Genomic DNA, 23,704 nt, shown 5'->3' with positions numbered 1-23,704 from the left:
ACGCAGCAGGCAGCAAACGTGATAACTTTGCCGCCGGCGAGTGCGCGATGAGCGGGCCCCTCGCAGGGCCGCAGAAGGGCTGCTTAGTTATCCCAGGCGTGAGGGGCGAACAGGTAGCCTTTGTTGCGAACGGTCTTAATACGATAGGGCTCCGTGGCGTTGTCGAGCAGTTTTTTGCGCAGGCGGGAGATAGCCACGTCGACGCTGCGATCCATCCCGTCATAGGTAACGCCGCGTAAATTTTTCAGCAGTGCGTCGCGGTCCATAATCTGCCCGGCGTGGGTGGCCAACTCCCACAGCAGATCGAAATCGGCGGTCGACAGGGCGACGTTTTCTCCGCCAAGCAGCACCTGGCGGTTGACCGGGTCAATGGTCAGCGAGCCGAAGGAGATGGTTTTATGTGGCGTGAGCGTTGAGGAGGCGGATCCGGCGCCTGCCGGAGCAATATGCTGGCGCAAATGCAGACGCAGTCGCGCGAGAAGTACCGCTGGCGGGGTGGTTTTCAGAATATAATCGCTGGCGCCCATCTCCAGGGAGAGGATATGGTTCATATCGCTGTCGAGCGAAGTCAGCAGGACAATCGGCCCTTGCCATTGCCCGCGCAGATCGCGACAGAGCGTCATTCCGTCCTTGCCGGGCAGCATAATGTCCAGCAGCACCAGATCCGGTTTCTCCCGCGCGATCACCTCCTCAGCGCGGTCGCCGCGAGGCTCGACCACCACATCCATATCATGCTTGCCGAGATAGGCGGCGATCAGCGTGCCTACCTCAGGGTCATCCTCAACAAAAACGATTTTATTCATGTCTATTGCACATCAGTAAAAGAAGTAACATACACCGCACTTATTTTACCCGCCATTACTCTTTTATAAACAGCGTTAAATCCGCTATGCTGCCCTAACTTATTGATTCACTGTTAAGGCATACGGGCATGGGGCTGTTAATCAAAGGGCTGTTGGGAGCGCTGGTGGTGGTGCTGATTGGCGTGCTGGCGAAAACCAAAAACTACGCTATCGCTGGCCTGGTCCCGCTGTTTCCCACCTTTGCGCTCATCGCCCATTATATTGTCGCCAGCGAGCGGGGGATCGAAGCCCTGCGCGCGACCATCGTATTCGGCATGTGGTCGATTCTTCCCTATTTTATCTATCTGCTGTCACTGTGGTATTTCACCGGGATCATGCGCCTGCCGTTGGCGCTGGCAGGCGCGGTGGGATGCTGGGGGCTGTGCGCCTGGCTGTTAATCCTCGGCTGGAGCCGTTTCCACTAGCGCAGCGGGCGGCCGCCGTCGACAGCGAATGAGCGGCCGGTAACGTAGCGGCTGGTAAACAGGTAATCGATGAGATCGCTAATCTCTTTTTCGCCAGGGGCGATTTTCATCAGCGATTTATCCAGCGCCTGTTGACGATAGGCCTCGTCGTCACCCTCATTAAACATGATTAGCGACGGCGCAATGGCGTTGACCTTAACCTCTGGCGCCAGCTTGCGAGCGAAGGAGCGGGTCATGTTATCCAGGGCGGCTTTGCTGGCGGCGTAGGCGATATGTTTGTCGCTCCCGCGCTCCACCACGTAATCGGTGATATGGATAATGTCGCTGGCGGCATGGCCATGGCCGCGCAGCAACGCCTCCAGGGCATGGTTGAGCAGATAGGGGGCGTGGACGTGGATCTGCATCATGCGGTTGATGACGGTGCTCAGCGGGACGCCCGGCTTTTCCGCCATCCAGTCGCTGGCGTTATGGATGATGGCGCGCAGACCGTCGGTGTGTGATTTGACCGCTTCAGCGAAGGTCAGAATGCCGTCATCGCTGCTAAAATCGGCCTGCAGGCAGAGCGCGCCCGCTTCGCGCAGGCCGTCAATCGCCGGATAGGGCGTACGATAGCTGACGATGACCGGCTGGCGCTGCTGCAGAAAATGGTGTGCCAGAGCGAGGCCGATGCGGCGGCCTGCTCCTGTGATCAGAATCGGGCGGGGCTGTTGTTCAGCCATGGGTATCTCCTATGCGTTCTGCGGCAGGGCGACCGCTTACCCCACCAGCATCCACGTTGCCGGCACAGCGGCAACCAGCAATAAACCAATTAGCGCCACTTCGCGGCGTTTGAGCGAACGATCGTGCTGGTGCGTACGTCGGGCGTACAAAAAGACCAGAAGACCCGGAGCGTAAAGTACCACCGACAACAGCAAATGCACAGGCCCCGACGCGTATAATAACCATATGCCATAAATACAGGCGCCGATAGCCACCGCTTTATGCAGCGGGCGAGTGGCGATTTTCAGCAGAAAGGCGCCGACCAGCAGATAAGGCACGAGAATCATCTCAGAGGCAATGGTCAGCAGCGTGCCGTAGTCCGATCCGGTCAGCCAGATCAGCACCAGCGATACCTGAACGCTGATATTGGTCAACCACAATGAGGAGGAGGGGGCGTTGTTGCTATTCTGACGGGCAAACAGGCGCGGGAAGGCTTTATGAGTGGCGGCGAGGAAAGGCACCTCCGCGGCCATGATGGTCCAGCTGAGATAAGCGCCGCACACCGACACGATCAGCCCGGCGGCAATGACGATCTCCCCCCACGACCCCATCAGCCTGACCATCAGTCCCGCCATCGACGGGTTGCGCATTTCGGCCAGTTCGCTGCGCGGCACGACGCCCAGCGACAGCAGGGTGACCAGCAGATACACCGCGAGGGCCGACAGCACCGCCAGCAGCGTCGCGCGGCCAACGTCGCGCTTGTGTCGCGCCCGCGCGGACACGACTACCGCCCCCTCCACGCCGATAAACACCCACAGGGTGATCAGCATGGTGTTTTTGACCTGTTCCCATACCGGCACGCCCAGCGCCAGGCCGCTAAAATCGAGGCGGAACGTATCCAGCTGAAAGGCCAGGGCGGCGAGCGCGACAAAGGCGCCCAGCGGCAGAAGCTTGGCGAGGGTGGCCACCAGGTTAATCCCCGCTGCCGTCTGAACACCGCGCAGGACCAGAAAGTGGACGACCCACAGCAGAACCGACGCGCCAACGATAGACTGCCAGGTATTACCATCGCCAAACAGGCGCAGCTCAGGGGTATCGGTGAAAAAACTGAGCGCCGAAAAGACGATAACCAGATAGGAGACGTTGGCGATCACCGCGCACAGCCAGTATCCCCAGGCGGAGCAGAAGCCGATCAGTTCGCCGAATCCTTCGCGAGCGTAGGTGAAGATCCCGCCGTCGAGGTCGGGACGAATACGGGTCAACAGCAGCATGGCGAAAGCGAGAAACAGGATCCCGACGCCGGTGATGGCCCAGCCAATGAGCAGAGCGGAGGGGCTGGCCACGGCAGCCATATTTTGCGGCAAACTGAATACGCCAGCGCCGAGCATTGAGCTAAGGACCAGGGCGGTCAGGGCGCTCAGGCCCAGTTTCTTTTCCATTGCATTCCCGAGGTGAAAATGGCTGTTCCAGAATATTTATTTTGCGAAATCGCATAAAAATGGAGGATTGCGCTAAGGCGCGGGATTTTACGGAGTGTCCGGGGGCCATGCAATGGCGGGGGATGAAAAAAAATGAAAAGGCGGCAATGCGCCGCCTTTTTAGCCAGCCAGCAGCGATTATTTGTACAAATCGGCGCTGATGGTGATGTTGCCGCCGCGTTCCTGCCACTGGCGGGTGATATGGTAGTACTTCGCCCCTTTCTTCGCCGCGCGTTTCGCCGTCTGATAGGAGATTTCGGTCATGTTGCCGTAGTTGCCGGTGAACTGGATGTTATCGAACGGCACCATTTGCGCCGCAGTCACTTTGTTCACTTCTTCGACTTTAGTGCCGTTCGGCAGAGTGACAGTGTAACGTCCACCTTTCGAAGACTGAGTCTCAAAGAAACGCCCAACGCCGGTACCCGAACCCACCGCGGCGGTGGTGGCAACGCCCGGAATTTCCACGTTCTTCGCCGCTTCGCCGCCTTTGGCCAGCGCTGCGCGGCCAGCTTCAGAGTCAGCCGGGATAGCGTCCGGGCTCTGCAGCACGCGTTTTTCAGCATCTTTTTTGTAGATATAAGCGGTAATGCGCTGGTTGCCGCCCTGGTTGGCGTCAACCTGGCGGACGATAAAGAACGCATAGGCGCCTTTTGCTTTCGCCGCTTTGGTGATGGCGTCGTTGACTTCCGGCTGGCTGCGATAGAAGCCCTGAACGGTGACGGTGTCGTAAGGCATCAGCTCAACGGCCTGATCTTTCGGCAACTCCATCACGCCGTTGATAATGCGATTCTTCGGCGCATCCGCTTTCGGCGCGTCTTCTTTATAAAGGTCAGCCGTGACGCGCCAGTTGCCGCCATTGCCGTAGTCCGACGTGTCGACAACATAGAATGAGGCCGCGCCGTCTTTGTCGGCTTTGCGCGATACTGCCTGTACCGCATCGCCAATGGCATTAAACCGGCCGGTGACGACAACGCGATCGTAGGGCTTCAGCGCAGCCGCCTGCTCCGGGGTCAACTCGGTCGCTGCATGGGCAGACAACGTGGCGGTTGTCAGGAGAGCAGACGCCAGGAGGGTGTTTTTAAGCTTCATAAAAATAATCCTTTGCCTTGCGCAAACCATATACTGGTGTTGTTGTTGACTGAAAACGTTTGATTATTGCATTTAATCGCCGTGACTGTCTGCGTCAATTTTTGCTTGCCGCCCGAATCGTATACTACGGAAAGATAACATTTTTCGATATGTTGAAAAAACAGGCGCTTGACCAGCAAAAACGATAATCAATACCACTTTTATTAGTTAATGTAATGTTAACACAATGATCTCAATGGCGATAAATGGCGTTTTATACCGCAGGATAAGCGGATTATCAGGCCTGGGCGGCAAATTCAGGTAAATATTGCTGCCCGGACCCATCTGAGCTGACAATAAGCAATAAAATCAAAATTTGTGTTTTATCGCAGTAGATCACAATCGGTATTTTCAGTAGGTTATAAAAAGTTTGTTACTGTTTCATTTTGTAGACAGCGAAAGATGGCGAGGAAGATTTTGCCGTCCTGGCGTTGTTGGGCAGAAAAGTAAACCATCATCAAAAACCGATGGAAGGGAAAACTATGCGTATTGGTGTACCACAAGAAAGGCTAGCCCAGGAGACCCGGGCCGCCGCCACGCCGAAGACCGTTGAGCAATTGCTCAAACTCGGCTTTAGCGTCGCGGTAGAAAGCGGCGCCGGGAAGCTGGCCAGCTTTGACGATGAGGCCTTTGCCGAGGCAGGAGCTGAAATCGTGACCGGCGACGAGGTATGGCAGTCTGATGTCATCCTTAAGGTCAATGCTCCGAATGACGATGAAATTGCCCTGCTGAATCCGGGGACCACGCTGATTAGTTTTATCTGGCCGGCGCAAAACCCGCAGCTGATGGAAAAACTGGCGGCCCGTAATATCAACGTAATGGCGATGGATTCCGTGCCGCGTATTTCCCGCGCCCAGTCGCTGGATGCGCTCAGCTCAATGGCCAACATCGCCGGGTACCGCGCTATCGTTGAAGCGGCGCATGAATTTGGTCGATTCTTTACCGGGCAGATTACGGCGGCAGGCAAGGTTCCGCCCGCCAAGGTGATGGTCATTGGCGCCGGGGTAGCCGGTCTGGCGGCGATTGGCGCCGCCAACAGCCTGGGCGCTATTGTTCGCGCCTTCGATACCCGTCCGGAAGTGAAGGAGCAGGTGCAGAGTATGGGCGCCGAGTTCCTCGAGCTGGACTTTAAAGAGGAAGCGGGCAGCGGCGATGGCTACGCCAAGGTGATGTCTGAGGCCTTTATTAAGGCTGAAATGGCGCTGTTCGCCGCGCAGGCGAAAGAGGTCGATATCATTGTCACCACGGCGTTAATCCCGGGCAAACCGGCGCCGAAGCTGATCACCCGCGAAATGGTCGACTCCATGAAATCGGGCAGCGTGGTGGTCGATCTGGCCTCGCAAAACGGCGGCAACTGTGAGTACACCGTACCGGGCGAAGTGGTGACCACCGCCAACGGCGTGAAAATCATCGGTTACACCGATCTTCCTGGCCGTCTGCCGACCCAGTCCTCCCAGCTCTACGGCACCAACCTGGTGAACCTGCTGAAGCTGCTGTGCAAAGAGAAAGACGGCAATATCGTTATCGATTTCGATGACGTGGTAGTGCGCGGTGTGACCGTTGTTCGCGAAGGTGAAATAACCTGGCCGGCGCCGCCGATTCAGGTCTCCGCTCAGCCGCAGGCCGCGGCGATAAAAGTGGAAGCGCCGAAAGAAGCGGTGAAACCGGCGTCGCCGTGGCGCAAATATGCGCTGATGGCGCTGGCGATTATTCTCTTCGGCTGGCTGGCCAACGTGGCGCCAAAAGAGTTCCTCGGCCATTTCACCGTCTTCGCGCTGGCCTGCGTGGTGGGTTACTACGTGGTGTGGAACGTCTCCCATGCGCTGCATACGCCGCTGATGTCGGTGACCAATGCCATTTCGGGCATTATCGTGGTTGGCGCGTTGTTGCAGATAGGCCACGGCGGCTGGGTCAGCTTCCTGAGCTTTATCGCGGTGCTGATCGCCAGCATTAATATTTTCGGTGGTTTTACCGTGACTCAGCGCATGCTGAAAATGTTTCGCAAAGGATAAGGGGTAGCACATGTCTGGTGGATTAGTAACGGCTGCATACATTGTTGCTGCAATCCTGTTTATTTTCAGCCTGGCGGGCCTGTCGAAACACGAAACGTCGCAGCAGGGCAACTATTTCGGCATCGCCGGGATGGCCATTGCCCTGATTGCTACCATCCTGGGGCCGGACGCCGGCAACGTCGGCTGGATTATTCTTGCGATGGTGATCGGCGGGGCGATCGGTATTCGTCTGGCGAAGAAGGTCGAGATGACCGAAATGCCGGAGCTGGTGGCTATCCTGCACAGCTTCGTGGGGCTGGCAGCGGTGCTGGTGGGTTTCAACAGCTACCTGCAGCATGAAACCGGTATGGAGCAAATTCTGGTCAATATTCATTTGACCGAAGTGTTCCTCGGGATCTTCATCGGCGCGGTGACCTTCACCGGTTCGGTGGTGGCGTTTGGTAAATTGCGCGGCAAAATTTCCTCCAGGCCGCTGATGCTGCCCAATCGCCATAAGCTGAACCTGGCGGCGCTGGTGGTTTCCTTCATCCTGATGGTGATTTTTGTTCGCTCTGACAGCACCGGCACCCAGGTCCTGTGCCTGCTGGTGATGACCGCGATCGCGCTGGCCTTTGGCTGGCACCTGGTGGCCTCTATCGGCGGTGCTGACATGCCGGTGGTGGTCTCGATGCTCAACTCCTACTCGGGCTGGGCGGCAGCGGCGGCGGGCTTTATGCTGAGTAATGACCTGCTGATCGTCACCGGCGCGCTGGTGGGCTCTTCCGGCGCCATCCTCTCTTACATTATGTGTAAGGCGATGAACCGCTCCTTTATCAGCGTGATCGCCGGGGGCTTCGGCACCGATGGTTCCTCCAGCGGCGGCGATGAAGAAGTGGGCGAGCATCGTGAGATTAGCGCCGAAGAGACGGCGGAGATGCTGAAAAACTCGCACTCGGTGATCATCACCCCGGGCTACGGTATGGCGGTGGCTCAGGCGCAGTATCCGGTAGCAGAAATTACCGAGAAGCTGCGGGCGCGGGGTATCAAAGTACGCTTTGGTATTCATCCGGTGGCCGGGCGCCTGCCGGGGCATATGAACGTCCTGCTGGCGGAAGCCAAAGTGCCTTACGACATCGTGCTGGAGATGGATGAGATCAACGACGATTTCAGCGACACCGACACCGTGCTGGTGATCGGTGCCAACGATACCGTCAACCCGGCGGCGCAGGACGATCCGAAGAGCCCGATCGCCGGCATGCCGGTGCTCGAGGTGTGGAAAGCGCAGAATGTGGTGGTCTTTAAGCGTTCAATGAACACCGGTTACGCCGGCGTACAGAACCCGCTGTTCTTTAAAGAGAACACTCATATGCTGTTTGGCGATGCTAAAGCCAGCGTCGATGCGATCCTGAAAGCGCTGTAATGTAACATCATTGTTTTACAACGTTTGTTTATAAGCCGTCTCCTGTGAGACGGCTTTTTTATATGCAAGGGGATGCCTGGAGTTGTTCATAAAATAAGCGGCAAGAGGTGATATAATGTTCCGGTTCTTACATCAGACAGAGGATATTATGGATACCGAGTTAACCCCAACGCAGATGGCCATCGAATTCTTACGCCGCGACCCCACCGTCATGACCCCAGCGCAGTATCTGAAAAAACTTAAACTGCTGGAGCTGGAGTTTGCTGACCTGATGGCGCTCTCCTCGCTGGAGCTGAAAGAAGAGATCGATCTGGCCTGGCGTCTGGGTATCCACTAAGCCATTCTCGCTGGACAGCGACAGGGGCCGTCAGCGGCCCTTTTTTTGTGCCTGGCTGGCAGCAAGCAAAAAAATCCCCCGCGAGGCGGGGGAAGATGAGTGGTAGCGGTTAATCGTCGTCGTCGTCGTCCAGTTCCACCGGCGTCTGGTAGGCCTCCGGTTTCAGCACCAGCAGGTCACAGCGCAGGTGGTCGACAACCTGTTCCGCGGTATTGCCGAGGAACGCCGCCGACAGGCCGGTACGTCCGACCGTTCCCAGCACCACGATCCCCGCCTGCAGATGCTCGGCGAGATCCGGGATCACCTCCTCAGGCAGTCCTTTTTCGACGTGGGTGAATTTTTCATCGATGCCAAACTTCTGCCGCAGCGCTTTCATCGCCAGCAGATGCTGGCCGCGGATCGCGTCGTTGTAGACGCTGGGATCAAAATCCGGCAGTTCTATCGCGATATTGATCGGCGTCACCGGGTAGGCACCGATCAGGTGCACTTCAGTGTGGTTGACTTCTTCCGCCAGCGACAGCGTCTCGCGAACCAGCTTCTCGTTAAGGGTGTTGTGATAATTCTCTTCGCTGGCGAGATTGACGGCGACCAGCGCTTTGCCGCCTTCCGGCCACGGCTGGTCTTTGACCATCCACACCGGGCAAGGGCATTTACGCAGCAGATGCCAGTCCGTCGGGGTAAAGATCACCGCCTCCAGTTTGTCGTGCTGGTGGGCCATCTTCAGCAGCAGATCGTGTTTCTCACTGACCACCTCCTGAATAATCGCTTCGAAGGGGCGGTTGTGCCACACCACTTTCACGTCAATCGGCACGCCCGATTCCAGGTAGAATTTCGCCTGCTCGCGGATCCAGGCCGTTCGTTGGGCAATGACGCCCTGGCGCATTGCCGTCCGCTCGTCCGGCGACAGCAGGGTGGTCATTTCATAGGAAAAATCATAGATCGGCAAAAAGGCTTTGATGCGTCCACCAATCCGTTGGTGCAGGTACACCGCTCGCCTTAGCGCCGGCTGGTCGTCCTGGTTAGGATCGATTACTACCAGCATGCTCTGATACTTCGCCATACAGGGTCTCCTTACAACTGCAGCTACCGTCAGTTATTAAAAAGATAACCTATATGGATGAATTGAAACAGGGGAGGAGCCTGGTCAGATCAACAAATCTGAAAAAATTGCCGATCGTGACCAGGTATTGCGCAGAGATTAAGCGACGTTGCGCGCCTGCCCGGCCAGCTGGGCCAGCAGATCGCTGTTTTCAATAGTGATATATTTGCCTTTCACCGCCAGCATGCCGCTTTTCTGAAAACGGCCCAGCAGACGGCTGATGGTTTCGACGGTGAGGCCGAGATAGTTGCCAATATCGCCGCGGGTCATGGTCAGCCGGAACTCACGTGGTGAGAAGCCGCGCTGGGCGAAACGACGAGAAAGGTTATAGATAAACGCGGCCAGGCGCTCTTCGGCATTCTTTTTGGAAAGCAACAGGATCATATCCTGGTCGCCTTTAATCTCACCGCTCATCAGGCGCATCATCTGCTGACGCAGATTGGGCATTTTTCCGGAAAGATCGTCAAGAGTTTCGAAGGGGATCTCGCAGACCATTGAGGTTTCCAGCGCCTGCGCAAAGCTCGGGTGCAGACCGGTGCCGATGGCGTCAAAGCCCACCAGGTCGCCCGCCAGATGGAAGCCAGTGATCTGCTCATCACCTTGCTCGGTGATGGTATAGCTTTTGATGGTCCCGGAGCGAATAGCGTACAACGACTTCAGCTCATCACCGGCTTTGAACAAGGTTTGACCTTTCTGGATAGGCTTTTTCCGCTCGATAATATTATCCAGCTGATCAAGCTCATGCTCGTTCAGAGTAAAGGGGATGCAGAGCTGGCTAATGCTGCAATCCTGACAATGGATTGCACAACCGCCAGACTGAATGCGTCGAATAATTCGCTTCTCAGGGATCATATGTCTGCTCAGGCCTTAATTGATATTGGTCAATTTTAACATCTTTTTGATCAGCAGGTAAGTCTTCAGGCCCGGAAACACGTAATATCAGCAGGGTAAATCAAATCGCTTGTGTATCTATTTGATTAAAAACAGATTATTACGCCACTTTTGATTGTAAAATTACCTGAAAATTCCAGAAAAGGCATTTTCAGTCAAAGCAACAGATAGCCCTCATGACGCAAAAGCCACTCTTTACGCTGTACGCCGCCGGCATAGCCGGTCATGGTGCCGTTGCGCCCGATGACCCGATGGCAGGGCACCACGATACTCACCGGATTGGCGCCATTGGCGGCGCCCACCGCGCGCGCGGCGCCGGGACGACCGAGCGCCTCGGCCAGTTGGCCGTAGTGCATCACCTGGCCACAGGGGATATCGCGTAACGCCTGCCAGACCTGGCGCTGAAAAGGGGTGCCGGCGGTGGCGGTAGGCAGAGTCTCGATAATGGCTAAATCGCCGGCAAAATAGTCGCTCAGCTTACTGCTGAGACCGCCGGGATTGCGGCAGTCGACGCGCTGATAACCTTCCCGACGATAGTGTACGTCGAGCAGCGTTTCCATCCGATCGCGGTGCTCGTCCCACTCGACGGCGCGCAAATTAAACTGTTCGTCGCAAAGCACCCACAACGGCCCCAGCGGGGTATCCATTTTATCCTGCAGCAAGGTCAACATCGTTTCTGTCATCCACCATCGTACATGAGAGGCACACGATACCACGCGCTGACGGCAGTCAACTATACTCCCAAAAGGTAAAACCGCATCGCCAGATAGCACGGCGGGCTATCCGCCGTGGAGGCATTCTGCGATCGCCACGATGATTTATTTTTGGATCGATCCTGGCGAGTTACCGGACAGGGTTTTTGCTACTTTTAAGCTGACGACGTCGGTCCTCCGCGCCGCTGTGCGCGCTCGGGAAAGTGCTACCGCGTCGGCGCGGCGCGGTTAATAACTCAGAGGTGGAGCTATGCAATATATACTGACTGGCGTAATCGTACTGATCTTCAGCGGTCTGGTTATTCATGGTATGTCGCTGTTGCTTGAGCGAGGGTATCGCGCGCTTTTCGGCATATTCGCCGGAGCCGGGGAAGCGACCCGTAAGTTCAAAGTGAAGATATCGCGTTAAGCTAAGGCGGCCGTCCCTGGCGCATCGGTGGGTTAAGACAGCCGCGGATAGATGCCAGGGCCGATCGGCAGTCCCACCAGATACCAGCCCACCAGCAACAGCAGCCAGACGGCGAGAAAAATCAGCGGGTAAGGGAGCACCAGCGAGTAGTAGGTGCCGAGGCGGGCATCCGGCCGGTAGCGCTGTAGAAAGCCGAGAAACAACGGCACAAACGGTGACACCGGCGCCAGCGGCAGCACCGATGAATCAGCGATACGAAACAGGATCTGCGCAAACGCCGGGTGAAAGCCCAACAGCATAAACATTGGCACGAAGATCGGCGCCAGAATCGACCAGATGGCCGAGCCGCTGGCGATAAACATACACAGAAAAGCCGACAGCAGCGCAAGGCCGACAAACGCCGGAACACCGTTCATGCCTGAACTCTCCAGCAGGTCCGTCAGACCGACGGCCATAAACTTGCCCATGTTGCTCCAGTTGAACATCGCCACGAACTGCGCCAGCGGGAAGACCATCACGATAAACCCGGCCATCTCTTTCATCGGCTCAATCATTAACTGCGGCAGGTCGGCCTGGCGGCGAATTTTGCCGGTGGCGATGCCGTATGCCAGCGACACGACAAAGAAGAAAAAGATAATTAGCGGCACGATGCCTTTGATAAACGGCGAGGGCATGACCGTATGCTGAACCGGATCGCGAAGAATACCGTTTTCGGGGACCACCATCAGGGCGATGACCGCCACGAATACCAGCGTCGCCACGCCGGCGATGCGCAGGCCGAACCGCTCCCCGGGCGTCAGCGTCTGCAGCTTTTCATCACGACTGCCTTGCCACTGGCCCAGCCGCGGCTCGACCAGCTTATCGGTGATCAGTCCGCCGACGAGCGTCAGAACGATCACCGAGGTCGCCATAAAGTACCAGTTGTCGATCACGCTGACGTGCAAAGAGGCATCGATGGACTTTGCCGCCTCGGTGCTGATCCCGGAGAGCAGCACGTCGGTGGTGACAATCAGTAGATTGGCGGTAAAGCCGCAGCCCACGCCGGCTATCGCCGCCAGCAGACCAGCGACAGGATGCCGACCGACGGCAAGAAACATCAGCGCTCCCAGCGGCGGCATAATCACCAGCGCCGCATCGGAAGAGATATGGCTGAAAAAGGCGATAAACAGCACCATATAGCTGGCATAGCGGGCGCTGACGTGCGAGGCCATCTTGACCATCAACGCGGGTAACAGGCCCACCCGCTCGGCAAAGCCGGCGCCCAGCACCAGGGCGAGGATCGAGCCCAGCGGCGCGAAACCGCTGAAGTTTTTAATCACGTTCGGCAAAAACCAGTGCAATCCTTCCACGCTGAGCAGGTTTTTGACCACCACCCGCGAACCGTCAGTTGGGTTTTGTACCCCAACGTTGAGGGCGGAGAGGATTGCCGTGGCAGCGATCAGCACGGCGATGAGATAGATAAACAGCAAAAACGGGTGCGGGACCTTGTTACCGATCTTCTCTACCCAGCCATAGCGCTTTCCGCCGGGGGAAGATGACGGTATGGATGACATACTCATGGGCATTCCTCTGTTGTCGTTGTTGTGTTGGGCAGGCCTGCTCCCGTACTGCCGGCGGTTATTATGGGCGGTGCGTGCCGCGATCCGGTCAGCGTTGGCCAGGAGTAGCCTCTAAGTGGTTATCGTAAAACGGACGGACTCACCTCCGCCGGGATCGGGCAACGATAGGGGCGTTCGGCCAGTACCTGCCTGAACTCTTGCTGGCTGGCCTCCAGCAGGGCGCTGTCGCTGAATAAACGGATGGCGGTCGCCGCGAGCACTTTCCCCGCCAGCAACATCCCTTTATGGGCAATGGAGGTTCTGCCCTGGCTCACCAGCTGCCAGCTGTGCAGCGGGGTACCCACCGCGAAGCACGGGCTGAAGCACTGGGCCACCGGCGCTTTCCAGCTAACATCGCCGACGTCGGTGGATCCGGCGAGGACGTTATCCGTGGCCGCCCAGGGCGCCACCTCATCAATCAGCAAGGTGTCGCGGTGGCGACGAGCGAACGTTTTGCCTTCCTCGCCACTGGTGCCGGCAATATTGTTCAGGCTGTTGTTAATATCGTTGGCGCTGAGGGTGGCGCGGATCGCCGCGGCAAAAGCGCGTTCCTCGTCGCTCCAGGCGGGGGTACCGTAATGACAGACCGCCTGATACATCGCCGCCTCAAGCGTGCGGTTGGGTAGATAGCTGGAGCAGGCTTTTTCAAAGCGGCAGCTGACCTGGGTCTCGGTCATCAGCGCGGCCCCCTGGGCAATCTTCTCTATGCGGGCGAAGATTTGCTCAGCGTCGGCCATCTCCGGCGCGCGGATCAAATACAGCACTTCCGCCTGCGCCTGCACCACGTTGGGCGAGACGCCGCCGGTATCGGTAATGGCGTAATGGACGCGCGCCTTCTCGATGATATGTTCATTGAGGAAATTGCTGCCGGTGGTCATCAGGGTGACGGCATCCAGCGCGCTCCGGCCCAGGTGCGGCGAATTAGCGGCGTGGGCCGCGGTGCCGGTAAATCGCCATGCCGCCTGAATGTTGGCGAGGGTGCGGGTGCTGAACATCCCGGCCCAGGCTTCCGGATGCCAGGTCAGCGCCGCATCGACATCATCAAACAACCCTTCGCGCACCATAAAGGTTTTTCCCGAACCGCCTTCCTCGCCGGGACAACCGTAGAAGCGCAGAGTGCCGCTGTCGCCGTGCTGCTGCAGCCAGCCTTTGGCGGCGACCGCCGCGGCGAATGCCGCGGTGCCGAGCAGATTGTGCCCACAGCCGTGGCCGTTGGCTCCCGGCGTCAAGGGCGTCGGTTCCGCGCTGTGGGCCTGCTGGCTGAGTCCCGCCAGGGCGTCAAATTCGCCGAGCAGGGCAATGACCGGTTGGCCCTCACCGACGCTGGCGATAAAGGCATTCGGGATCCCGCCGGCATCGCGGGTGAGCTGAAAACCTTCCGCCTCCAGGGCGTCGGCCAGCCGTTGGGCTGACCAGAACTCCTCAAAGCGGGTCTCCGGGTGGTCCCAGATGTCGTCGGCGATGGCGCAGTAAGTGTCGCGTTGTGCCTCAACCACCTCGTCCACAAACTGAAAAATGGCTTCCATTACACCCCCCGCTGCCAGGGAAAGTTAAGCGCGACGCGCGCCAGGGTTTCGACCGCTACCGCCATCACGCTCTCGTCGAAGTCAAACTTTTCGTTGTGGTGACCGGCGCTGAGTTCAGTGCCGAAAATCATGTACGAGGCGAGGCCGCCGCGCGCCTGGACCCGGGCCATCATCAGGGTGGCGTCTTCGGAGCCCGCCGGGGCGGCGATGCGATCCACCGCCTGTTGCACGCCGGGCACCCGGGCGGCCTGTTCGCGCAGATAGTCCACCCACGCCGGCGACGGTGCGCTGGCGGTCGCCGCGCCCATCATGCGCAGTTCGTAGCGGGCTTCGTACATCGCCGCAGCCCCGGCGACGACGTGCTGCGCCCGCTCGAACACGTACTGATTAATGGCTTCGCTTTCGCCGCGGGTTTCCACTTTTAACAGCGCGGAAGAGGGCACCACGTTGCGCCCGGTACCGGCCTGCATCACCCCGACGTTGACCCGCGAGGCGCCGGCGCTGTGCGGCGGGATGGCGTGCAGGCCAAGGGCGGCCTGGGCGGCGGCCAGCAGCGCGTTGCGCCCGTCCTCGGGCTTGCCGCCGGCGTGGGCGGCCACGCCGCTGAACTGCACGTCGAATTTGGTGGTGGCCATAAAGTTGTCTCCACCACAGACGACGGTACCTGCCGGCACGCCGGTCCCGATATGGATCGCCGTGAAATAATCCACGTCATCAACCACGCCGGCGGCCACCATCGCGCGGGCGCCGCGGGTACCCTCTTCAGCAGGCTGGAAAATCAGTTTAATGACGCCATTGAGCTGGGCGGCATACTGCTTGAGCACATGCGCCAGCCCCAGCCCGATGGCGGTATGGCCGTCATGGCCGCAGGCGTGCATCATGCCGGCGTTGCAGGAGGCGAAATGATCGCGATGGGGGCGGTGGCTGTCGTCATGCTGTTCGTTGAGATCGAGGGCATCCATATCGACGCGAAAGGCCAGGGTTGGTCCGGGCCGCCCGGTGTCGAGCGTGGCCACCACGCCGGCGAAACCGCCTTCAAACGCCGGCAGCCAGCGCTCCGGCGCGCCCTGTTCGCGGGCGCGTTCGAAAGCCCGGGCCAGGGTCTCCTCGTCCGGCAGCCCCATCCGGCTGTCGGCATCGATGACGTCGCGGCCTAGCGCCAGCTGATAGCTTAGCCCGTCAAGAATATCCGCGACCATACTGGCGGTGCGAAACTCCAGCCAGCCGGATTCAGCGTGCAGGTGAAAATCACGGCGCCATTGGGTCATGGAGGGCGCCAGCTGGCGGAGGTATTCATCAAGTTGCGGCATAGCTTATCCTGTCATAAGTAAAAAATGTGACGGCGTTCACGATGTGATAGCTTTTGTTTATCACTGACGCGCTACAGGCCTTAACACCCTTAACCTGCCACAGCCTGATGGATTACAGTAGATGTCATTTTCTTCTGTCTGATAAGCAACGGTTATCACTAAAAGCATGGCATTTCAGATTAAATTTCATCAAATTCGCGCCTTCGTCGAAGTAGCCCGGGAAGGCAGTATCCGTGGCGCCAGCCGGGCGCTGGCGGTCTCGCAGCCGGCGCTGACCAAAGCGATTAAAGAGCTGGAGGAGGGGCTTTCCGCCCAGCTGTTCGTCCGCCGCAGCCAGGGGGTGGCGTTAACCGACAATGGCGAAAGTTTTTATCAACATGCGAGCCTGATCCTTGAGGAGCTGCGGGCGGCGCAGGATGAACTGCTGCAGCGCCAGGGGGAACAGGCCGGGCAAATTAATATTGGCCTTGGCGCCAGCGTCGCCCGGTCGCTGATGCCGTCGGTGATCTGCCGCTTTCATCAGCAGCATCCGCAGGTGAAGGTGCGGATCATGGAGGGTCAGCTGCTGGCGATGATTAATGAGCTGCGCCAGGGGGAGCTGGATTTCACCATTAATACCTATTACCCCGGGCCGTACGACCATGAGTTCAGCTTTGAGAAACTGTTTGAGAAACCGTTCGCGGTGTTCGCCCGCGCGGGCCATCCGGCGGCGCAGGCCACCTCGCTGGGGGAGTTGATGGATCACCACTGGACCATGCCGACGCCGCGCGGCAGCTACTTCAAGCAGCTGCAGGAGCGCTTCGAACAGCTGGGACGGGAGCCAAAGGTGGGGATCGTCTGCGAAACGTTCTCATCCTGCATCAGCCTGGTGGTGAAAAGTGATTTTCTCAGCATCCTGCCGGTGGAGCTGGGCAACGACCCGCTGATGGCCGACAAACTGGTGATGATCCCCATCCGTGAAGTGTTACCCACCGCCACCTATTATCTGATCCAGCGGCGCGATACCCGGCAGACGCCGCTCACGGCGTCGTTAATCACCCTGTTCCGCCGCCAGAGCCGACAATTGTTTCCTTAATCGTCCGTCGCGCTCACTTTGCCAGCGAACGCGGCTAAACGCGTTGAGAGGGGAGCGCGAGGCGGCTATAGTAGCTGGCGACAGCCGCTGGAGGAGAGCCCATGAACCTTGATGACAAATCCCTGTTTCTTGACGCCATGGAAGATGTCCAGCCTCTGAAACGTAATAATGACGTGCACTGGCATCCCGGGCGTAACAGCCGGGCCCCGCAACGCGTCGATACCCTGCAGCTGGATAATTTTCTCACCACCGGCTATCTCGATATCGTGCCGCTCGCCACGCCGCTGGAGTTTAAGCGAGAAGGGCTACAGAGCGGCGTGCTGGATAAGCTGCGGCGGGGGAAATACAGCCAGCAGGCGAGCCTCTCCCTGCTGCGCCAGCCGGTGGAACAGTGCCGGCAGATGCTCTTCGCCTTTATGGTGCAGGCGCAGAAAGAGGGGTTACGCAATGTGCTGATCGTTCACGGCAAAGGCCGCGACGACCAGTCCCACGCCAATATTATCCGCAGCTATCTGGCGCGCTGGCTGGAAGAGCTGCCGGAGGTGCAGGCCTTCTGCGCCGCGCTTCCGCATCATGGCGGCAGCGGCGCCTGCTATGTTGCGCTGCGTAAATCGGCGCAGGCGAAGCAGGAGACCTGGGAGCAGCACGCCAAGCGCAGTCGTTAGCGCAGAAGCAGCGTCAGCTCGCGGGCGGCTTTTTGCAGCTCCGGCAGCACGCGCTCGATCATCTCGCGGGCCGTCATCTGGCCCGCATGCACCCCGACGTTGAGCGCCGCCTGGACCTGCCCCTGAGCGTTAAACAGCGGGACCGCGAGGGAGCGCAGCCCCATCTCCAGCTCCTGATCGTTGAGGGCATACCCCTGCTGATGCACCCGTTTCAGTTCGGCGCGCAGCTTCGCCACCGAATCCACCGTCTGTGGGGTATAGCGGATCATGGTCACCCGGGCCAGCATATCGTTGAGCTTCTCCTCCGGCTGATGGCTCAGCAGCACCCGGCCCATCGAGGTCGCCCACGCCGGAAGGCGACTGCCGATATCCAGGTCGATGGTCATAATCCGCGAGCTGGAGGCGCGGGCGATATACAGGATATCGTCGCCGTCGAGGGTGGCGATGGAGCAGGACTCATTGAGCATTTCGCTCAGATGCCGCAGCACCGGCTGCGCCGAACGCGCCAGCGGCGTCGAGGCCAGCCAGGCGTGGCCCAGCGCCAGGATCCGCGGCCGCAGCTGGAAATTCTTACCGTCTTCGGCATACACGAACCCCAGCTTGCTCAGGGTATACAGGCAGCGGCGCACCGCGGCGCGCGGGATGCCGGTCTTCTGACTGATCTGTGAGATAGACAGCAGGGGCCGCTGCGGCGTGAACGCCTGAATCACCTCCAGACCCCGCGCCAGGGAGGCCATAAAGTTAGGATCGCCTTTAAACGGATCGCCGTCGCCGGTCAGTGAATCGTCTGGATGCTTGTCCATTTCTGTTCCCCATATTTGCCATCGATCACATTCTTTCGCTAAAGATAACCGATGTTCGATTATCGCACCATATTTCGATTATCGCCCTTGACCGACATCGTTAAGCGGGTCACATTTTGTGCGAACAACGAATAAAAGTGCGATTACCGCACATCACTGGAGCGACCTGATGATTGATAAAAGCGTATCGACGCTGAGCGAGGCCATCGCCGGGATCCACGATGGGGCGACTATTATGATCGGCGGCTTTGGCCCCGCCGGCCAGCCGACCTTTCTGATTGACGCCCTGATTGACCAGGGCGCTCGCGACCTGACCATCATAAATAACAACGCCGGCAACGGGGAAGTGGGTCTCGCCGCGCTGCTCAAGGCGGGCCGGGTGCGCAAAATGATCTGCTCCTTTCCGCGCCAGGTGGATTCGCAGATTTTCGATGATCTCTACCGTCGCGGCAAAGTGGAGCTGGAGCTGGTGCCGCAGGGCAACCTCGCGGCGCGGATCCAGGCGGCCGGCGCCGGGCTGGGGGCGGTGTTTACCCCCACCGGCTACGGCACGCCGCTGGCGGAAGGCAAGGAGACACGGGAAATCGACGGTCGCCACTACGTGCTGGAGTACCCGATCAAAGCCGATTTCGCGCTGATTAAAGCCCACCAGGGCGACCGCTGGGGCAACCTGGTCTATCGCAAGGCGGCGCGCAACTTTGGCCCGATCATGGCGACAGCGGCGAAAACCACCATCGTAGAGGTCTCGCAGCTGGTGGCGCTGGGCGACCTCGATCCGGAAAACATCATCACCCCCGGCATTTTCGTCCAGCGCGTCTTCTCGCTGGAAAACCTGACTGCCGCACAACGCGCCTGAGGAGCCCGACATGCAAAAACTGACCCGTGACGAAATGGCCCAGCGCGTGGCCCGCGATATTCCCGAAGGCGCTTACGTCAACCTCGGCATCGGCCTGCCGACCCGCATCGCCAATTACCTGCCCGCTGACAAAGAGGTGTTCCTGCACAGCGAAAACGGCCTGCTGGGGATGGGGCCGAAACCGCAGCCCGGGGAAGAAGATCCCGAGCTGATCAATGCCGGTAAAGAGTATGTCACCCTCCTGCAGGGGGGCTGCTATTTCCACCACGGCGACTCCTTCGCCATGATGCGCGGCGGTCATCTCGATATCTGCGTGCTGGGGGCCTATCAGGTTTCCGCCAGCGGCGACCTCGCTAACTGGAGCACCGGTGCGCCGGATGCGATCCCGGCCGTTGGCGGGGCGATGGATCTGGCCATCGGCGCCCGCCAGGTGTTTGTGATGATGGACCACCTGACCCGTGACGGCGAGTGCAAGCTGGTGGCGCAGTGCAGCTACCCGCTGACCGGCGTCGGCTGCGTCAGCCGGATCTATACCGACCTGGCGGTGATCGACATCACCGACCGCGGCCCGGTGGTGCGGGAAATCTTTAACGGCCTCTCTTTTGAAGAGCTGCAGCGCATCACTCCGGTGGCGCTGACCTTTCAACAACTGGCGGAAAGCGCGTAAGGAACCTATGATGAATCAGGCATTTATCTGTGATGCGGTGCGTACACCCTTTGGCCGTTTCGGCGGTGCCCTGGCGACGATGCGCGCTGACGACCTGGCGGCGCTGCCGCTGAAAGCGCTGCTGGCGCGGAACCCAGGACTGGATCCCTCGCGCATTGACGATGTGATCTTTGGCTGCGCCAACCAGGCCGGGGAAGACAACCGCAACGTGGCGCGGATGGCGCTGCTGCTGGCCGGCCTGCCGGAGAGCGTGCCCGGGAGCACCATCAACCGCCTGTGCGGTTCCAGCCTTGACGCGATTGGCGTCGCGGCGCGGGCGATTAAAAGCGGGGAGACGCAGCTGATGATCGCCGGCGGGGTGGAGAGCATGTCCCGCGCGCCGTTTGTGATGGGGAAGGCGGAGAGCGCCTTTAGCCGCAGCATGCAGATGGAGGATACCACCATCGGCTGGCGCTTTATTAACCCGCAGATGAAAGCCCTGTACGGCGTGCATTCCATGCCGGAGACGGCGGAAAACGTCGCCGATGAGTTTGCCATCTCCCGTGCCGATCAGGACGCGTTCGCCTTACGCAGTCAGTTGCGCACCGCCGCGGCGCAAGAGGCGGGGCGTTTCGCCGATGAGCTGATCGCCGTCCAGGTGCCGCAGCGCAAAGGCGAGCCGCTGCTGTTTAGCCGCGATGAGCACCCGCGCAGCACCTCGCTGGAGGCGCTGGCTAAACTGCGCGGCGTGGTGCGCGCCGACGGCAGCGTTACCGCCGGTAACGCCTCCGGGGTTAACGACGGCGCCTGCGCGCTGCTGCTGGCCAGCGAGACGGCGCTGTCGGCTAACGATCTTCAGCCGCTGGCCCGGGTGGTCGGCGTGGCGACGGCGGGCGTTGCGCCGCGGATCATGGGCTTTGGCCCGGCGCCGGCGGTGCGCAAGGTGCTGGCGCAGACCGGCCTGACATTAGGCCAGATGGATGTCATTGAGCTGAATGAAGCCTTCGCCGCGCAGGCGCTGGCGGTGACCCGCGATTTAGGCTTACCGGACGATGCCGCCCACGTGAACCCTAACGGCGGGGCGATTGCGCTGGGCCACCCGCTCGGCGCCTCCGGCGGCCGGCTGGCGATGACCGCGGCTTATCAGCTGAAACGGACCGGCGGTCGTTACGCCCTGTGCACCATGTGCATCGGCGTCGGACAGGGGATCGCCCTGATTATTGAACGTGTTTAAGGAGCCAGAATGAGTTTGTTGACCCCGATGCTGCGCAGCAGCCCGCTAACCGACTGGTTCAGCGACGCGCAGCGGGTGCAGGGCATGCTGGATTTTGAAGCGGCGCTGGCGCAAGCGCAGGCCGCCTGCGGGATGGTGCCGCCGGAAGCGGTCGGGCCAATTGTGGCGGCCTGCCGCCACGAGGCCATCGATTTTGCCGCGCTGGGCGAGGCGGCGGTGGGAGCCGGTAATCTGGCCATCCCGCTGGTGAAACAGCTGACGGCGCAGGTAAAAGCGCAAGATCCTGAGGCTGCGCGCTACGTTCACTGGGGCGCTACCAGCCAGGACGCCATCGACACCGGACTGGTGCTCCAGCTGCGCGGGGCGCTGGATGCCGCTGAGACTCTGCTTGAGCAGCTGTTGGCGGCCCTGGCTCTCCAGGCGGATCGTTATCGCGATACCGTGATGCCGGGCCGGACCTGGATGCAGCACGCGCTGCCGGTGACCTTTGGCCTGAAGCTGGCGGGCACCCTCGACGCGCTCCTGCGCTGGCAGCAGCGGCTGCGCGAGATGCGTCCGCGGCTGCTGGCGCTGCAGTTTGGCGGCGCCGCGGGCACTCTGGACGCGCTAAAAGAGAAAGGGCCGGCGGTTGGCCTGGCGCTGGCGCAGATCCTCGGGCTGTCGCTGCCGGATACTCCGTGGCACAGCCAGCGCGATCGGCTGCTGGAGGCGGGCGCCTGGTTCGCCGGCGTCTGCGGCACGCTGGGGAAATTCGCTAACGACTTTTCCCTGCTGATGCAGACCGAAGTGGCTGAGGTGGGCGAGCCGGTGGCGGAAGGTCGCGGCGGTTCGTCGACGATGCCGCATAAGCGCAATCCGGTGGCCTGCGCGGCGATCCTGACCGCCGCCCAGCGTACGCCGGGGCTGATGGCGACGCTCTACGCCAGCCAACTCCAGCAGCATGAGCGGGCGCTGGGCGGCTGGCAGGCGGAGTGGGAGACCCTGCCGGAGCTAATTACCCTGGTGGGCGGGGCGTTGGCGCAAAGCGAGGCGCTGGTGCGCGACATGCAGGTTTTCCCGCAGAAAATGCGCGCCGATCTCGATATCACCCACGGGCTGATTATGGCTGAGGCGGTGACTCTGGCGCTGGCGGAATTCATTGGCAAAGCCGAGGCGCATCATCACATCGAAGCGCTGTGCCGCCAGGCGCTGGACCGTCACTACCCGCTGGTCGATCTGCTCGCGGCTGACCCACAGGTCAGTCAGTATCTCTCTCGTGAACGCTTAACCACGCTGCTGGACCCGGCAACGGCGACCGGCAGCGCCGAACGCTTTGTGCGCCAGGTGCTGGCGCGTTATCAGGAGCAACGTGATGAATCTTGATTATCAACTCGACGGGCCGGATGGCGCGCCGGTTATCGTCCTCTCCAATTCGCTGGGCACCACCCGGGCGATGTGGCAGCCGCAGATCGAGGCGTTAACCGCCCATTTCCGGGTGCTGCGCTACGACACGCACGGCCACGGTAAAACGACAAAAAATGGCAAAGTGACCCTCGCCCAGTTGGGGGAGGATGTGATTGCGCTGCTCGATCACCTGAATATCGACCGCGCCTGGTTCTGCGGGATCTCGATGGGCGGTCTGACCGGCCTGTGGCTGGGACGCTTTGCGCCGGAGCGTTTTCATGGTCTGGCGGTCGCCAACACCGCGGCGCGCATTGGCGATCAGGCCAGCTGGCTGTCGCGGGCGCGGGCCGTACGTCAGGAGGGGATGGCGGTGGTGGCCGCCGGAGCGGCAGACCGCTGGTTCACCCACGCGTTTCGCCAGAAGGCGCCGGAGGTGGTCGAGGCGCTTTGTCACCAGCTGACCCATACCGATGCTGAAGGCTATGCCGCCTGCTGTGAGGCGCTGGCCGCCGCCGACCTGCGGGGCGAAGTGGGGCAGATCCCGCTGCCGACGCTAATCATCGCCGGGGAAAGTGACCCTGTCACCACGGTCGGTGACGCTCATTTCCTGCAGCAGCAGATCCCCGCCTCTGAGGTGGTGGTTCTGGCGGCATCGCATCTGTCTAACATTGAGGCGCCGAAAAGCTTTACTTCGGCGCTGCTGAGCTTTTTCCAGGGGGAACGCCATGGATGATAAACAGCGCTATCAGGACGGGATGGCGGTACGGCGCAAAGTATTGGGCGACGCCCACGTCGACCGTACGCTGCAGCATCTGACGCCGTTGAATGATGAGTTTCAGGACTTTATTACCCGCTATGCCTGGGGCGAGACCTGGACGCGTCCGGGGCTCGATCACCATACCCGCAGCATGATCACTATTGCCATGCTGATCGCTCTCAATCGCGAGGCGGAGCTGAAGATGCATCTGCGCGCGTCGTTTAACAACGGGGTGACCCGCGATGAACTGAAAGAGCTGATCATGCACTCTGCGCTGTACTGCGGGCTGCCGGCGGCCAATGCCACGATGCATCTGGCGCAGCAGGTGTTTGACGACATCGACGCCGCGCAGGGTTGAGTCGTCGTCCGAGTCGGATTGCCCGGCAGTCGTTGTAGGCCGGGTAAGGCGCAGCCGCCAC

24 protein-coding genes are annotated in these 23,704 nt (G+C 60.0%); 13 read left to right on the top strand and 11 right to left on the bottom strand.

From position 1 onward, the window contains the following. Nucleotides 1-83: 83 nt before the first annotated feature. A complete protein-coding gene (gene rstA / locus KHQ26_RS04325; protein ID WP_002903377.1) occupies nt 84-803 on the bottom strand; it encodes a two-component system response regulator RstA in 720 nt (239 codons plus the stop codon). 128 nt (nt 804-931) lie between these two features. On the opposite strand from rstA, the gene KHQ26_RS04320 reads away from it, so the two are divergent. Beyond that, complete coding sequence (locus KHQ26_RS04320; protein WP_002903379.1) at nt 932-1,267, top strand: GlpM family protein; 336 nt, start codon at nt 932-934, stop codon at nt 1,265-1,267. On the opposite strand, the gene folM is transcribed toward KHQ26_RS04320, so the two are convergent. The 3 genes from folM to ydgH all read right to left on the bottom strand — a co-directional run bounded on the left by folM (nt 1,264) and on the right by ydgH (nt 4,533). Next, on the bottom strand, nt 1,264-1,986 hold the full coding sequence (folM, locus tag KHQ26_RS04315) for a dihydromonapterin reductase (RefSeq protein WP_004176334.1): 723 nt from the start codon (nt 1,984-1,986) through the stop codon (nt 1,264-1,266). The two genes, KHQ26_RS04320 and folM, sit on opposite strands and share 4 nt — an antisense overlap. A gap of 36 nt (nt 1,987-2,022) precedes the next feature. After that, nucleotides 2,023-3,405, bottom strand: coding sequence for an amino acid permease (locus KHQ26_RS04310; protein ID WP_004176332.1), 1,383 nt, complete (start codon nt 3,403-3,405; stop codon nt 2,023-2,025). 177 nt (nt 3,406-3,582) lie between these two features. Next, nucleotides 3,583-4,533, bottom strand: coding sequence for a DUF1471 family protein YdgH (gene ydgH, locus KHQ26_RS04305; protein ID WP_002903384.1), 951 nt, complete (start codon nt 4,531-4,533; stop codon nt 3,583-3,585). Nucleotides 4,534-5,054: 521 nt separating this feature from the next. On the opposite strand from ydgH, the gene pntA reads away from it, so the two are divergent. The 3 genes from pntA (at nt 5,055) to KHQ26_RS04285 (ending at nt 8,320) form a co-directional block, all read left to right on the top strand. Beyond that, on the top strand, nt 5,055-6,584 hold the full coding sequence (gene pntA, locus KHQ26_RS04295) for a Re/Si-specific NAD(P)(+) transhydrogenase subunit alpha (RefSeq protein WP_020804008.1): 1,530 nt from the start codon (nt 5,055-5,057) through the stop codon (nt 6,582-6,584). A gap of 10 nt (nt 6,585-6,594) precedes the next feature. After that, the gene (gene pntB / locus KHQ26_RS04290; protein ID WP_002903386.1) at nt 6,595-7,983 is read left to right on the top strand and encodes a Re/Si-specific NAD(P)(+) transhydrogenase subunit beta; all 1,389 of its coding nucleotides are present in this window, start codon (nt 6,595-6,597) and stop codon (nt 7,981-7,983) included. Nucleotides 7,984-8,131: 148 nt separating this feature from the next. Then, nucleotides 8,132-8,320 (top strand): YdiH family protein, encoded by a 189-nt coding sequence (locus KHQ26_RS04285; RefSeq protein ID WP_002903388.1) that lies wholly within the window; start codon nt 8,132-8,134, stop codon nt 8,318-8,320. Between the two features lie 109 nt (nt 8,321-8,429). On the opposite strand, the gene uspE is transcribed toward KHQ26_RS04285, so the two are convergent. From uspE to ogt, 3 genes are all read right to left on the bottom strand, one after another. Further along, entirely contained in the window at nt 8,430-9,380 is a 951-nt protein-coding gene (gene uspE, locus KHQ26_RS04280; RefSeq protein WP_002903391.1) for a universal stress protein UspE, read from the bottom strand. A 138-nt stretch (nt 9,381-9,518) separates the two neighbouring features. Continuing rightward, a complete protein-coding gene (gene fnr, locus KHQ26_RS04275) occupies nt 9,519-10,271 on the bottom strand; it encodes a fumarate/nitrate reduction transcriptional regulator Fnr (RefSeq protein ID WP_002903394.1) in 753 nt (250 codons plus the stop codon). A gap of 194 nt (nt 10,272-10,465) precedes the next feature. Beyond that, nucleotides 10,466-10,981 (bottom strand): methylated-DNA--[protein]-cysteine S-methyltransferase, encoded by a 516-nt coding sequence (gene ogt, locus KHQ26_RS04270; protein WP_004224598.1) that lies wholly within the window; start codon nt 10,979-10,981, stop codon nt 10,466-10,468. A gap of 292 nt (nt 10,982-11,273) precedes the next feature. Between ogt and KHQ26_RS04265 the strand changes: the two genes are divergently transcribed. Continuing rightward, a complete protein-coding gene (locus tag KHQ26_RS04265; protein ID WP_002903398.1) occupies nt 11,274-11,432 on the top strand; it encodes a hypothetical protein in 159 nt (52 codons plus the stop codon). 32 nt (nt 11,433-11,464) lie between these two features. Here the strand turns inward: KHQ26_RS04265 and abgT are convergent, their stop codons facing one another. The 3 genes from abgT to KHQ26_RS04250 form a co-directional block, all read right to left on the bottom strand. Next, complete coding sequence (gene abgT / locus KHQ26_RS04260; protein ID WP_029497134.1) at nt 11,465-12,991, bottom strand: p-aminobenzoyl-glutamate transporter; 1,527 nt, start codon at nt 12,989-12,991, stop codon at nt 11,465-11,467. 119 nt (nt 12,992-13,110) lie between these two features. Beyond that, nucleotides 13,111-14,556, bottom strand: a complete 1,446-nt coding sequence (locus KHQ26_RS04255; RefSeq protein ID WP_020805029.1) for a M20 family metallopeptidase — start codon at nt 14,554-14,556, stop codon at nt 13,111-13,113. Next, nucleotides 14,556-15,866, bottom strand: a complete 1,311-nt coding sequence (locus KHQ26_RS04250; RefSeq protein WP_020805026.1) for a M20 family metallo-hydrolase — start codon at nt 15,864-15,866, stop codon at nt 14,556-14,558. The genes KHQ26_RS04255 and KHQ26_RS04250 overlap by 1 nt, the downstream gene beginning before the upstream one ends. Before the next feature lie 166 nt (nt 15,867-16,032). On the opposite strand from KHQ26_RS04250, the gene KHQ26_RS04245 reads away from it, so the two are divergent. Beyond that, entirely contained in the window at nt 16,033-16,941 is a 909-nt protein-coding gene (locus KHQ26_RS04245) for a LysR family transcriptional regulator (RefSeq protein WP_004148273.1), read from the top strand. Between the two features lie 101 nt (nt 16,942-17,042). Then, on the top strand, nt 17,043-17,606 hold the full coding sequence (gene smrA, locus KHQ26_RS04240) for a DNA endonuclease SmrA (RefSeq protein ID WP_004143055.1): 564 nt from the start codon (nt 17,043-17,045) through the stop codon (nt 17,604-17,606). Here smrA and KHQ26_RS04235 read toward each other — a convergent pair. After that, on the bottom strand, nt 17,603-18,409 hold the full coding sequence (locus KHQ26_RS04235; RefSeq protein WP_020805023.1) for an IclR family transcriptional regulator domain-containing protein: 807 nt from the start codon (nt 18,407-18,409) through the stop codon (nt 17,603-17,605). The genes smrA and KHQ26_RS04235 overlap by 4 nt on opposite strands. 169 nt (nt 18,410-18,578) lie before the next feature. Between KHQ26_RS04235 and KHQ26_RS04230 the strand changes: the two genes are divergently transcribed. The 6 genes from KHQ26_RS04230 to pcaC are packed head-to-tail and all read left to right on the top strand — an operon-like array spanning nt 18,579 to nt 23,643. Next, nucleotides 18,579-19,265 (top strand): 3-oxoacid CoA-transferase subunit A, encoded by a 687-nt coding sequence (locus KHQ26_RS04230; protein WP_002903522.1) that lies wholly within the window; start codon nt 18,579-18,581, stop codon nt 19,263-19,265. 10 nt (nt 19,266-19,275) lie between these two features. After that, nucleotides 19,276-19,932, top strand: coding sequence for a 3-oxoacid CoA-transferase subunit B (locus KHQ26_RS04225; protein WP_004151559.1), 657 nt, complete (start codon nt 19,276-19,278; stop codon nt 19,930-19,932). 10 nt (nt 19,933-19,942) lie between these two features. After that, nucleotides 19,943-21,145 (top strand): 3-oxoadipyl-CoA thiolase, encoded by a 1,203-nt coding sequence (pcaF, locus tag KHQ26_RS04220; RefSeq protein WP_004179693.1) that lies wholly within the window; start codon nt 19,943-19,945, stop codon nt 21,143-21,145. Between the two features lie 9 nt (nt 21,146-21,154). Further along, on the top strand, nt 21,155-22,507 hold the full coding sequence (locus tag KHQ26_RS04215; RefSeq protein ID WP_004151557.1) for a 3-carboxy-cis,cis-muconate cycloisomerase: 1,353 nt from the start codon (nt 21,155-21,157) through the stop codon (nt 22,505-22,507). After that, a complete protein-coding gene (gene pcaD, locus KHQ26_RS04210; protein ID WP_004151556.1) occupies nt 22,497-23,261 on the top strand; it encodes a 3-oxoadipate enol-lactonase in 765 nt (254 codons plus the stop codon). The genes KHQ26_RS04215 and pcaD overlap by 11 nt, the downstream gene beginning before the upstream one ends. Beyond that, complete coding sequence (gene pcaC / locus KHQ26_RS04205; protein ID WP_004143067.1) at nt 23,254-23,643, top strand: 4-carboxymuconolactone decarboxylase; 390 nt, start codon at nt 23,254-23,256, stop codon at nt 23,641-23,643. The genes pcaD and pcaC overlap by 8 nt, the downstream gene beginning before the upstream one ends. Nucleotides 23,644-23,704: the final 61 nt, after the last annotated feature.

The sequence above is a fragment of the Klebsiella sp. 10 genome, from assembly GCF_018223925.1.
GTDB classification, from domain to species: domain Bacteria; phylum Pseudomonadota; class Gammaproteobacteria; order Enterobacterales; family Enterobacteriaceae; genus Klebsiella; species Klebsiella pneumoniae.
This window is presented reverse-complemented; position numbering and strand designations above follow the sequence as displayed.